The following is a 12,128-nucleotide window of genomic DNA, read 5'->3' as shown; positions in this document are numbered from 1 at the left end:
GCTGGCAGCGGCACCGCCCTTGGAAGGGCGCAGCGTCTCGGCAGCCGAACGTGCGGCGGCCAGGGCCTGGGATTGCGGGGTGTGGTTTGCGAGGAGGGGCGAACTGGTGCCAGCCCGCTGGCTGGCGCGGCCGAAAGCCTGGGCGGCGGTCATGACGGGTGCGTCCAGGCTGGGGCCGGCCGTGGCGGGCGCATCGGGCATTGGACCGAGGGCCTGGCGGAAGGCCTGGGTGAAGGCGCTAGACCCGTCATCGGCAGCCACCGGTGCGGGCGCAGGAGCCGCTTCGAGTGCGACCACCAGCTCGACCTGGCCGCCCACGCTCTGGCTGGAGACCACGAGGACGTCCTTGCCATACCGCTTGTTGGCGATGTCCATGGCGGTACGACTGTCTTTGGCGAGGATGCGTTTGAGTTCCATGGCGTTGCGCTTTCAGGAATCGGCTCGTAGTGAAAGGGGTTCGTGCTCGGGCGGTAAACGGGACGGATCAGGACACCGCGCGCGACGATTTGGATTCGGCGTCGACGGTGAACACCACCTTGACGGCTTGGTCGTCCGGGATTTCGCTGTAAGAGAGAACGGTGAGGTCGGGAATGCGGTGGCGGGTCGCCTGGGACAGCCAGGGACGGATGGCGGGCGACACAACCAGGACGGCGGCCACGCCGCTGTCCTCGACCTGGCGGGCGCTGTCACGCAGTGCGCCAAACAGGCTGTCGGCCATACCGGGCTCCAGCACCGGCTGGCCGCCGGGGCCGCTTTGCTGAAGCAAGCTATGGAGCAGTTGCTCCATCTGCGGCGCCAGCGTCATGACCTGAAGGGTCTCAGCGCTCTCCAGCAGGTTCTGCACGATCAGACGGCCCAGTTTGGGACGGACCAGGGTGGTCAGGGTGTCCGGGTCCTGGGTACGGGCGGCCGATTCCAGCAGCGCCTCGGCGATGCTGCGCATGTCCCGGATCGGTACGGATTCGGTCAGCAGGCTCTGGAGCACGCGGGTGATGACACCCAGGGGCAGCTTGCCAGGCACCAGTTCTTCCACCAGCTTGGGATGGCGGGTGGCCAGCTTGTCCAGCAGCTTCTGGGTCTCATCGTGCGAGAGCAGGTCTGAGGCGTTGTCACGCAAGACCTTGTTCATATGGGTGGCGATGGCTGTGGCGGCATCGACCACGGTGTAGCCCAGGGTACGAGCGATATCGCGCTGGGTCGGGTCAATCCACACCGCCTCCAGGCCAAAGGCGGGCTCGCGGGTCGCCACTCCTTCTAGCTTGCCGTAGACCGAGCCCGGGTTGATGGCAAGCTCCCGGCCGGCCTTGACGGTACCGCGCGCACGCACGACGCCGTTGAGGACGATGTTGTAGGCATCGGGCTCCAGGCTCAGGACGTCGCGGATGCGGACGGGCGAAACCAGAAAGCCCAGCTCGGAGGAGAGCTTCTTGCGCACGCCCTTGACCCGTGTCATGAGCTGCCCACCGCTTTCGGGGTTGACCAGGGGAATGAGTCCGTAGCCGATTTCCAGGCCGATCAGGTCCACCGACTCGACATCGTCCCAGTCGAGTTCCTTGGGGGCGTCCGTCGAAGGGCCTGTGGGTTGTTCGCTGGCCAGCTTGGCCCGGTTGGCACGGTCGACCAGCCAGAGGCCGACGCCGGCAGCGGCAGCGCCCAGGAAAAGAAACACGGCATGCGGCATACCGGGCACCAGACCCAGGACGCCCAGGATGCCAGCGGCGATGAACAAGGCCGAGGGATTGGAAAACTGCGACACCGCCTGCTCGGTCATCGACTCGGCAGTGGTCACTCGGGTGACGATGATGGCGGTAGCCAGCGACAGGAACAGGGCCGGAATCTGGGCGACCAGGCCGTCGCCGATGGTCAGCAGCACGTACAGCCGGGTCACCTCGCCCAGGGGCATGCCATGCTGGCCCAGGCCGATGGCAAAGCCTCCGATCAGGTTAATCAGGAGAATCAGCACGCCGGCAATGGCGTCACCGCTGACAAACTTGGAGGCACCGTCCATCGAGCCGAAGAAGTCCGACTCCTGCGACAGTTCCTCGCGGCGGCGCCGGGCGGTGTCCTGGTCGATCACGCCGGCGTTCAGGTCGGCGTCGATGGCCATCTGCTTGCCGGGCATCGCGTCCAGGGTAAAACGGGCGTTCACTTCGGAGACCCGGCTGGCGCCCTTGGTCACCACCACGAAGTTCACGATGGTGAGGATCACGAAAATGATCACGCCGACGACGTAGTTGCCCGAGATCACGAACTCGCCGAAGGCAGCGATCACCTGGCCTGCCGCCTCATGGCCCTCGTGGCCATGGACCAGCACCACACGGGTGGAGGCTACGTTCAGGGCCAGCCGCATCATGGTGGCGAACAGCAGGACCGAGGGGAACACCGAGAAGTCCAGCGGCTTCTTGGTGTTGATGGCGATCATGATCACCACCAGGCCGATCAGTAAGTTGAAGGTGAAAAGCACGTCCAGCAGCAGCGGGGGCAGCGGCAGGATCAGCATCGCCATGATGAGCAGGACCAGGCCTGGAATGGCTAGGCCCGAGCTGTCGTATTGGGACAGGCCCTGTCGGATCGTCGACAGTGTGGCGATGCTCATGATGGTTTTCGGCAGTTTTTCGGGTGTTTCGGGGACTTGGTTGCAAGGGGTGTGCCACCATGAACCGACACCCGATGCTTGGGACCAGCCCCGGACGGGGGTTGGCGATCGCGGTCCGGGGCCCTCGCCCGCGCGCGAGGAATTGAGGAGAAGCGGCAAGAACTCTCCGGTCACGGTTCTTGCAAAGAACCCCGTGTGCCGCGGAGATCACCCGCAAAACGAACACTTTCGAACGACACGCCCGACGCCATGCATTTGTCCTCCACTTCGCTCGACACCACCTCCTCCCAAGCCCTGCAGGCCGAAGCGGCCGCTTCCGCCACAGGCGCCACAGCGGCCTCTGGTTCTGCGGGAGCCACCGCCGACGGCGACGCCTTTTCATTGCGATTGGCGCAGGCCCTGGGCCAACCACCTCAGGGGCAAAACATTGCCACCGCTGCGGCCTCACTCACTAGCGTGGCCCTGAGCCCGACGCTGGAACTCGTCACGGCGGGCGCCGGCCAGCCCGACGGAGAGAGCCTGGCGGCCTTCGCCACCGCGCAGGGAATCGCCCCGGAGGTGGTGGCCTGGCTGTTCTCGGAAGGGGGGCAAGCCGAAGACGAAGGCAAGCCGGGCGAGGCGTCTAAGGACGAGGGGACACTCGACGCCGCCCTGCAGGCCAGCACCCTCTTGCCACCCGGCCTGATGATTCCCGTTCAAAGCCCCCACCTGACCGGCCTAGGGCATGGGGGCGTGAGCCCCGGCAGCCAGGGCATCAACCCGGGCCAGACCCTGGGGCTCGCACCGGCCGCCGCCTGGATGGGTCAATGGGTCTCAGGTCTTGCGGCCGATTTCGGATCGGCCCCGACCGCTCCCTCGGCACAGTTGAATGTGCCGGACGCGGCCGGTAGCTTTGCGGCTGCCCAAGCACTGGCCAGCGCGGGCCTGTTCGCAAAGGCCGAGGGCAAACCGGGCGCCGACACGGGCAAACTCGAAACCGCACTCAAGGGCGCCTCCACACCCGTAGAAATTCTGTCCCTGGAGGTGGATCCCTTTGTCCTGGCCCTCTTGGAGGACGGAGCCGGCGGCGGTGAACAGGCCCCGGACCTGGTCCCAGGCAACCCCGTGTCATTGGCGCCAGGTGCCTCGTCAGGTGGGGCCGGCGCGCTCGCCCTCGCCGACGGCGCCGGCGAAACGCCGCAGGCGAGTTCGGCTCAGCACCGGGCCGAAGCCCTGCACGCCCTGGCGCAGCGCCTGGGTGAAGCGGTCGGTCAACGGGTACTCGGTCAGATCGCCAGCGGTACCTGGTCGATGAAGCTGCTGCTCAAGCCGTCCACCTTGGGTGAGGTGGAGGTCGATCTTCGTATGCGTGCCGGAGAGCTGGACGCTGCCTTTCGCGCATTCAATCCGATGACAAGAGAACTTCTGGCTGATGGTCTGCCGCGGCTGCGCGAGGTACTCTCCGGCGCTGGCATGGACATTGCGGCATTGCACGTGGGACAGGGTTCCAGCCAGAGTGCTGGCGGGAATCCGACACCCCAGCAATCCCTGCCTGGCGGCAGGCGCGAGGAGGCGGGCAGCAAGCCCCTCTCCGGCACCGACGCCTTGGCCTCCCCTGCGGCGACGAGCGTACGCCGGGCGAGCAGTGCAAACTGGGACGTGCTGGTCTGATCGGGGCTGACCCCCAAGGAGCATGAAGTGGCAGAAGAAGCAGCAGTCGAAGGCGAAGCGCCAAAAAGCAAGAAGCCGTTGATCATGGCCATATTGGCCATCTTGGTGTCCATCATCTTGATGGCAGGGGCCATCGTGGGCACCTTGTTCGCCTCCGGCTTCTTTGAAAAGAAAGACAAGCAGGCGGTCGACGAAAAAGTCGCGGCTGCGGGCGGTGATAGCCAAGGCGGCGGTTCAAAAGACGGCCAAGGCAGCGGCGCACCGGCGGCCAAGGCCAGCGCACCAGCAGTTGCGCCGGTACCGATGGCAACGCCCTCGATGGCCAAGTTCGAGGTCCGCTATGTCGAGCTCGAAAAGGACCTGCTGGCCAACCTGACCGGTTCCAAAAAGGTCATGCAGGTCAAGGTTGCGATCATGACCCGCTATGACGACAGGGTGATCGCCAACATCAAGAAGCACGAGTTCGCGCTGCGCTCGGTGGCCATGGACGTGATGCGGCAGATCCGCGCCGAAGACATCGACGCGGCCGACTTCCGAAAGCGTCTGGCCGAGAAGATCCGCGACGAGATGAACAGCACCCTCCAGAAGCTAGAGGATTTCGGCGGCATCGAAGAAATCGTCTTCACCAATTTCATCGTCCAGTAAGTCCGGACGACGAGCGAACGCCTGCACTGGCAGCACCCCATGGCCACCTCCGAGCCCCTGCTCTCCCCTGAAGAACTGGCAGCCCTGACCCGATCCATCGGGGACCAGCCGCTGGGCGACGGTGAGGGCTACAACACCCAGTTGCAAGTGCAGAAGCACGACCTGGCTGCAGAGGACAGCAGCCTGGGCGTGAACCTGGCCTCGATTGACATGGTCAACGAGCGGTTCATTCGCCAGTTCCGCCTCGGCATGCTGGAGGTGCTGCGTGTCAGCCCCCGCATCAACCCGACACGGGCGCAAATCATGCGCTTTGGGGACTACGTGAACGACCTGCGCGCCCCGCTGTCGGTCAACATCCTGCGGATCAACCCGCTGCGCGGCTACTCAATGGCCGTGATCGAGCCGACGGTGATCTTCAGTTCCCTAGACAGCTTCTTTGGCGGCTTCGGCCGCGGCGTCGGCCAGTTGCCCCCGGGGCGCCTGTTCACGCCGACCGAAACCCGGATCATCAAGCTGATCCTGCAAATCCTGTTCCGCTCCTTCAAGGAGGCCTGGGGACCCCTGACCACGATGGATTTCGAGCATGTCAGCTCGGAGATCAACCCCCAGTTCGCCCAAATCGCCGACGAGAACGACCTGGTCGTCCTGAGCCGCTTTGAGGCCGAGTCGACGAGCTCCGCTCCGGGCTTCATCGACATGGTGATCCCCTACATGTCGCTCAAGCCAATCCGCGACCTGCTTCGCAACCGCCTGCAAAGCGGCGACGGCAACGAGGAGTCGGACAAGATCTGGCGCGACGATCTGACCTCCGCGGTCAAGGATGCCGCCATCGAGCTCCAGGTCTCGCTGGGCAAGGTGGACATCACGATGCAGCAGCTGCGAAGCCTGCAAGTGGGAGATGTGCTGCCATTTCGCAAGCCCGACTACGCACGCATGACCACCAGCGACAAGCCGGTGTTCGATGTCGAGGTTGGCAGCCTCGGCGCCAATGCGGCCGTGATGGTGGTCAAGGCCATCGGCCCGGCTGCACACGACTGAACCCGACGACTATTTCACCCAAGGAAGACCCGCCATGAGCAACACCGAGAACGACACCCCGGTGGCCGATGCGCCCGAGGCCGGCAAGCAGATCCACCCAGATGTGCTCCAAAACATCCCGGTCACCCTGTCGGTGGAGGTCGGACGCGCCTCGATCAAAATCCGCGACCTGATGCGTCTCTCACAGGGCAGCGTGGTCGAACTCGACCGCATCGCCGGCGAGCCGCTGAACCTGCTCGTGAACAACACCGTGGTCGCCCAGGGCGAAGTGGTGCTGGTCAATGAGCGCTACGGTATCCGCCTGACCCGGGTGGTGCCCGCCAGCGAGCGTCTGGAATCCCTGTGAGCGTCGCGATGGCTGCCTCCGCACCGGCCTCAGCCGCCACCACGGGTAGCCTCGCGCCCTCCGGCGCCGACCTGCTGCAATACGGCACCAGCTTCGCGCTGGTGATCGTGTTGCTGGTGGGCCTGCTCTGGGCGCTCAAGCGTCTGCAGGGCGCACGGGGCATTGGCCGGCAGGAAAAGCGCTTGCAAGTGGTTGAGTCCATGGCCCTGGGCGCCCGCCACAAAGTGGCCCTGATCCGGGTCGACCACCGCGAGGTGCTGGTGGGCATCACCGCGACACAAATACAGACTCTGGCTTCCTGGTCCCAACCCCAGGGGCAAGGCGCAGACGCGCATGCCCACTTCCAGGCCAGCATGGCACAGGCTCGCGCGGCCTTCGAAAAAGGCCGCGACTGATGTCCAAGTATTCGCCCCTGTCGGCCCTGCGCCGGCATCTGCCTGAGTTGGCCCTGCTGGCTCTGTTCCTGCTGCCGGCCCTGTCCTGGGCGGCGACCGTGCCCGCCCCGGGCCTGCCTGGCGTGACCGTAACCCAGGGCGCCGGTGGCCAGACCCAGTACAGCCTGTCGCTGCAACTGCTGGCCCTGATGACGTCGCTGACGCTGCTGCCGTCGGCGCTACTGATGATGACCGCCTTCGTCCGGATCATCATCGTGCTGTCCATCCTGCGCCAAGCCCTGGGCACCGGCCAGACCCCGCCCAACGTGGTGCTCACTGGACTGGCGCTGTTCCTGACCCTGTTCGTCATGTCACCGGTATTCGAATTGGTTCACGCCAACGCAATCGCCCCTTACCTCGACCAGAAAATCTCACTGGACCAGGCCCTGGCCGCCGGCGAGGCGCCCCTGCGCGCTTTCATGCTCAAGCAGACGCGTGAAGACGACATCGCCATGTTCATGGAAATCGCCCGCAACCGGCCGGTGGCCAGCGCTGGCGATGTGCCCTTCACCACCCTCGTGCCGGCCTTCCTGACCTCCGAGCTCAAGAGCGCCTTCACCATCGGTTTCCTGATCTACATCCCCTTCGTGGTCATCGACCTGATCGTGTCGAGCGTGCTGATGTCGATGGGGATGATGATGCTCTCGCCCATGATGATCTCCATGCCCTTCAAGCTAATGCTGTTCGTTCTGGTCGACGGCTGGAGCCTGATCATGGGATCGCTGGCCTCCAGCTTCGCAATGCCCTAGCGCAGGCGCAATCACAAACGCAATCAGAGGACCAAGACCATGGACGCAGCAATGGTGGTAGACCTGGGCCGGCAGGCCCTGTGGGCAACCGTTTTGATCAGCGCGCCGCTGCTGGCCGTGGCACTGATCGTTGGTCTTTTGATCGGCATCATCCAGGCGGCCACCTCGATCAACGAGATGACCCTGAGCTTTATTCCCAAGCTGATTCTGATGGGCTTGTCGCTGCTGCTTTTCGGCAACTGGATGTTGGGCGCGCTGGTGGACTTCACGCGCGGCATCTTCCAGCGCATTCCCACCCTGTTCACCTGACCGGTCGAGCAGGCAGCCCCCGCAGACAGCAAGAGGAACCCGGCCATGACGCTGCTCACCGCAGACATCATTGCGAAGTTCTACACCTTCCTCTGGCCGATGCTGCGCATCTCGGCCCTGATGCTGACCGCGCCCCTTTTTGCCCAGGCGGCATTCAATGTGCGGCTGCGTGTTCTGCTGGCACTGGTGCTGACCTGGTTGGTCTACCCCTTGTACGAGTGGCCGGTGGTCGACCCGACCTCCGCCGCAGGACTCAAGGAGCTGGTCAACCAGGTGATGATCGGCAGCCTGGCCGGACTGATATTGCAGGTCGTGGTTGCTGCGGTGGTGGTCGCCGGCCAAAGCGCCGCATCCTCCATGGGCTTGGCGATGGCCAGCATGATGGACCCCAACATGGGCTCGGTGCCGGTGGTCTCACAGTTTCTCTTCCTGCTTGCCTCACTGGTGCTGGTTAGCAGCGGAGGTCACGCCATCTTGCTGTCGCTGATTCTGGAGAGCTTTCGCACGCTGCCCGTGGGCACCTCCATCCTCACCCCGACCTCGCTCACCCTGGTGCTACGCTGGTCGACCATGATTTTTCTCGGCGGGGTGCTGGTCGCGCTGCCGATCATGATCGCGATGCTGTTCGTGAACATCGGCGTGGGAATCGTCTCCCGAGCCGCTCCCAGCCTGAATGTGTTCTCGCTGGGTTTCCCGGCCGCCATCGCGGGCGGCTTCCTGGTGCTGTTCATCTTCCTGGGCTCGATGGTGGGCCGCATGGAATGGCTATGGCTGTCGGGCTTCGACGTCGTGCGCGATCTGCTGGGGGTGCCCCGTGGCTGAAAACACCGGGCAGGACCGTACCGAAGAACCTACCGCGCGGCGCCTAAAAAAGGCCCGCGACGAGGGCCAGGTCGCCCGCTCCATCGAGTTGCCCGCGGCGGCGGTGGTCATTTCCGCCCTGGTGGTGCTTGCCCTGTCCGGCCCGTGGATGGTCAGCCGCCTGTCGACCCAGTTCGCCGCTGGGTTTCGATTCGACCGCAAAACGATGGACCAGCCCCTGCTCATGGCCACGGCCTTTGCCGAGCAGACCGCCAGCGCACTGTTGGTGATCACCCCCATTATGGGCACCACGCTCGTCATGGCCATCCTGGGATCGGCGCTCACCGGCGGCTTTCTGTTCGCCACCTCTGCGATCGCACCCAAGGGCGAAAAACTCAATCCGATCAATGGCCTCAAGCGCATTTTCGGAACCCACGCATTGATCGAACTGACCAAGGCAATCCTCAAATGCTTGCTGGTGGGCTCTGCTGTCTGGCTGAGTGTGTCCCTGCGCATGGACGACCTGCTGCGCGTGGGCGAGATGCCGCTGGAACCGGCCCTGGCACTGGCCGGTCGGATCACTATGGAGTCGGCCTTGGCGGTCTCCCTGGCCTTGGCCGTGATCGCGGTCATCGACGTGCCATGGCAGAAGTATTCCTTCACCAAGCGCATGCGCATGACCCGCCAGGAGGTCAAGGACGAGATGAAGGAGATGGAGGGCAGCCCGGAGGTCAAGGGCTACATCCGTCGCCGGCAGCGCGAAATGGCGAACGCCCGGATGATGCAACGGGTGAAGGACGCCGACGTGGTGATCACCAACCCTGAGCACTTCGCGGTGGCCCTCGAGTACGACCCGAACGGCGATGGCGCCCCGATTGTGGTGGCCAAGGGCAGTGACTTCATGGCCGCCCAGATCCGCGAGGAAGCGGCCAAGTGCGGGGTTCACCTGTTCCCCGCGCCGGAACTGGCCCGTGCGCTTTATTTCACCACTGAAGCCGAGCAGCAAGTGCCCGAATCGCTCTATCACGCGGTGGCCCAGGTCATTGCCTACGTCTTTAGCCTCGAAGGCGCCCAGCCTGGACGCAGCGGCATGCGCAAGCCCAGCCCACAGGTGCCGCCGGCCATGCGCTTTGACGCATCGGGTCAGCGCCTCGAACCCGAATTCGCCACTCCCTGAACATAAGAGACAGGCCCATGACGAAAAAGATCGACCCCTTCCTGGTCAAGCACGACGGCTTCCACAGCATCGATGATGCGCGCCGCATGCAGCAAATGGCAAAGGCCATGCTGGCCGAGCGTCGTCACCTGGCGCTGACCAGCCCCGACCCCGAGTTGCTGGCCCATTACAGCCGCCTGCTGGTACGCGAGCTGCGCGAAGATCCGCAGGTCACGGTGCTGCCACACCTGCCCACCACCAGCGAGTACCTGCTGGACCACATCAACGGCCTGCTGGCAGAACTTCCCATCGATCAGGTGCTAGACCGCCAGGCAGTGCAGCACCGGCCAGTCCAGGTGCTGGTCGTGCCCGATACGCCCCAACTCACGACCGAGGGCCTGACACTGCTGGTCCGCCTGGTGAATGATTTGCCCGGCGCCAACTTGCGGCTTGTACTGGTCCAAGGGCGGGATCTGGCCGTCACTGAGAGCCTGCGGGCTCTGGGGCCACAACTGCTGCACTGGAACATCCTCCCGCCAGGCATGACCGCAGCGCAGGCCGCGCACGCCGAGCGTGCCCGTGCTGCCTTGCGTGAGGCGATGCAAGCAGGCCTGCGAGATGACCCGACCCCGGGACGCGCAGGGCCTCGCTCCGGACGGGGCGCCGCCGGCCTCACCTCAGCAACGGCACCCGCCTGGGCACGATCCGCCCCATCATCCTGGGCCGGGCAGAGCGCGCCGGGACTTGCGGCACGGACCGGAACCCGACCCGATCGCAGCACCGCTGAAGGTGCGACAGCCACACAGACCCGCACACTGGCCGAGACTCGTGCGACCGACCGGCGCAACTTGATCATCGTGACCAGTGGCCTCATCTTGAGCGCCGCACTCGCTGCAGCCCTTGCCGCCTGGATTTCCGCCCACACACCGGCGCCGCGTCCGACGGCCGCTGGCGGTCAGGCCGCCGCGTCTCAGCGCTGAACTCACCATGTCTGATCCGCCCATCATTGGCAGCGGCAAGCCGCACACCGTCTCGCTGGCCGAAGGCAGCACTGTGGCCACACAACGGCCGACGCGCGCGGCTGGCGGCCGTCTGCCCGAAGAGCCACGCGCGCTCTTCCGCGATGGGCTCGCACCCGAGCCAGCGGCGTTGGCAGCACGCAAGACACCGCAGCGCCCTCCCCCGACGCAGGCGGCGGGCAATGTGAGGCCGCGGGCAGACCAGCCAAGTCCTGCCGGTGCAATCCAGGACTACAGCCCCCTGCTCACGCGAATTGCCCAAGTCGAGCAACGCAACGGCCAGATGCGGGCGCGACTTGCTCAAGCCGATAGCGACGTCAACAAGACCGGCGCAGGGTCCCGATGAAAGCGGGTGAGGGTCTAAGAACCACTGCCCTGGAAATGATGAACGCGCACTGAGAAACAGGAGCTCCCATGAACGCAACCGCAAAGACAGACGGCGAGGCCGAAGCGCCCGACGCACAGGCCAGCGGCTTTGTGCTCGCGGCCGAGCCGCCAGTGCTCGACCCCACCGAATCCATCCATGCAGCGAGCGACGACGACGGCGCTACCGCGGCAGGCCCGCTAGAGAACTCTCACGCCGCGCTGGAGCATGACGCGTACGCAGCGTCAGTGGCTCAAGCCCAAGCGCAAGCACTTGCATCGGCCGAGGCTCTGGACAAGTTGGCAGCCGCCACTCTGGATGCGGCCGACCTGGCCAACCGCGGCGCAGAGGCTGCAGCCAGCGTCGCTGCCGATCTGCGACAGGCTCAGGAGACAGCTCGCAAGGTTCAGGAGACGGCGCATAAGCAAGCACTGATTTTTCTCATCTCGACCACGCTGATCATGGTGATCTGTATGGGCTTCTTCCTGGTGACCGGAATCCGCATGAACAGCCGGATCAATCAGCTAGACCTGACCATTGACGCAGTGATGAAGCGGGTGGTCGACCTCAATGCTGGCGTTGATTCGCTGGACCAGATGAAGGGCTCCTTCAGCGCCATGGCCAAGGAGGTCGAAGTGCTGGCCAAGGCCTCTGCGGAGGTAGGCGCCAAGCTCGAGGGCGCGATCCGCCAGACCGAGGCGATCAGCAGCCAGATCCCGAGCAAGACGGCGCAGCAAGTCGCCAGTAGCGCCCAAGGCGTGGCGCGTCAGGTTGACGCGCTGGGGGCGCGACTGCAAGCGCAGGCCAATGCGGTGCAGTCGCTGTCACGCGATGTCCAGGCGCTCAAGGGCACCGTCGGCAACGTGGACAAACTCAATCGGGATGTGCAGTCCTTGGTGACGCTGCAGCGCGAGCGCTATCTGGAGGCAACCCAGCGCGCCCAAGCTGCCGCAGCTGCTGCTGCAGCAGCCCCTGCCCCGGCTGCGGCAACTACAGCGGCACCCGCGGCCCACCCCCCCCC

Annotated in this window: 13 protein-coding genes and 1 pseudogene; 12 read left to right on the top strand and 2 right to left on the bottom strand. The window is 65.0% G+C overall.

Features of this window, described 5'->3' with window-relative positions; genetic code table 11:
• Positions 1-417 (bottom strand): annotated as a pseudogene (locus tag QE494_RS10890) (hypothetical protein); the annotation flags it as partial.
• 67 nt (positions 418-484) lie between these two features.
• Complete coding sequence (gene flhA, locus QE494_RS10885; protein WP_300043256.1) at positions 485-2,596, bottom strand: flagellar biosynthesis protein FlhA; 2,112 nt, start codon at positions 2,594-2,596, stop codon at positions 485-487.
• Positions 2,597-2,845: 249 nt separating this feature from the next.
• On the opposite strand from flhA, the gene QE494_RS10880 reads away from it, so the two are divergent.
• The 12 genes from QE494_RS10880 to QE494_RS10825 form a co-directional block, all read left to right on the top strand.
• Positions 2,846-4,246: a flagellar hook-length control protein FliK gene (locus tag QE494_RS10880; protein WP_300043255.1), complete on the top strand. Its 1,401-nt coding sequence runs from the start codon at positions 2,846-2,848 to the stop codon at positions 4,244-4,246.
• Positions 4,247-4,330: 84 nt separating this feature from the next.
• Positions 4,331-4,891 (top strand): flagellar basal body-associated protein FliL, encoded by a 561-nt coding sequence (gene fliL, locus QE494_RS10875; protein WP_300043254.1) that lies wholly within the window; start codon positions 4,331-4,333, stop codon positions 4,889-4,891.
• 39 nt (positions 4,892-4,930) lie between these two features.
• On the top strand, positions 4,931-5,929 hold the full coding sequence (fliM, locus tag QE494_RS10870) for a flagellar motor switch protein FliM (RefSeq protein ID WP_300043253.1): 999 nt from the start codon (positions 4,931-4,933) through the stop codon (positions 5,927-5,929).
• A gap of 34 nt (positions 5,930-5,963) precedes the next feature.
• Entirely contained in the window at positions 5,964-6,275 is a 312-nt protein-coding gene (gene fliN, locus QE494_RS10865; RefSeq protein ID WP_300043252.1) for a flagellar motor switch protein FliN, read from the top strand.
• A gap of 8 nt (positions 6,276-6,283) precedes the next feature.
• On the top strand, positions 6,284-6,670 hold the full coding sequence (gene fliO / locus QE494_RS10860) for a flagellar biosynthetic protein FliO (RefSeq protein ID WP_300043251.1): 387 nt from the start codon (positions 6,284-6,286) through the stop codon (positions 6,668-6,670).
• Positions 6,670-7,458, top strand: a complete 789-nt coding sequence (gene fliP, locus QE494_RS10855; RefSeq protein ID WP_300043250.1) for a flagellar type III secretion system pore protein FliP — start codon at positions 6,670-6,672, stop codon at positions 7,456-7,458. The genes fliO and fliP overlap by 1 nt, the downstream gene beginning before the upstream one ends.
• 39 nt (positions 7,459-7,497) lie before the next feature.
• Positions 7,498-7,767, top strand: a complete 270-nt coding sequence (gene fliQ / locus QE494_RS10850; protein WP_300043249.1) for a flagellar biosynthesis protein FliQ — start codon at positions 7,498-7,500, stop codon at positions 7,765-7,767.
• 45 nt (positions 7,768-7,812) lie between these two features.
• Positions 7,813-8,589 carry a flagellar biosynthetic protein FliR gene (gene fliR, locus QE494_RS10845; RefSeq protein ID WP_300043248.1) on the top strand — a complete coding sequence of 259 codons (777 nt, stop codon included), beginning with the start codon at positions 7,813-7,815 and terminating at the stop codon, positions 8,587-8,589.
• Positions 8,582-9,745 carry a flagellar biosynthesis protein FlhB gene (gene flhB / locus QE494_RS10840; protein WP_300043247.1) on the top strand — a complete coding sequence of 388 codons (1,164 nt, stop codon included), beginning with the start codon at positions 8,582-8,584 and terminating at the stop codon, positions 9,743-9,745. Before fliR ends, flhB begins: the two co-directional genes overlap by 8 nt.
• Positions 9,746-9,762: 17 nt before the next feature.
• Entirely contained in the window at positions 9,763-10,704 is a 942-nt protein-coding gene (locus QE494_RS10835) for a hypothetical protein (RefSeq protein WP_300043246.1), read from the top strand.
• A gap of 7 nt (positions 10,705-10,711) precedes the next feature.
• Positions 10,712-11,089, top strand: coding sequence for a hypothetical protein (locus QE494_RS10830; RefSeq protein WP_300043244.1), 378 nt, complete (start codon positions 10,712-10,714; stop codon positions 11,087-11,089).
• A gap of 68 nt (positions 11,090-11,157) precedes the next feature.
• Positions 11,158-12,128: hypothetical protein (locus QE494_RS10825; protein ID WP_300043243.1), on the top strand; the 971-nt coding region annotated here is incomplete at its 3' end.

This window comes from Ramlibacter sp. (assembly GCF_029866045.1).
Taxonomy (GTDB): Bacteria; Pseudomonadota; Gammaproteobacteria; order Burkholderiales; family Burkholderiaceae_C; genus Ramlibacter.
This window is presented reverse-complemented; position numbering and strand designations above follow the sequence as displayed.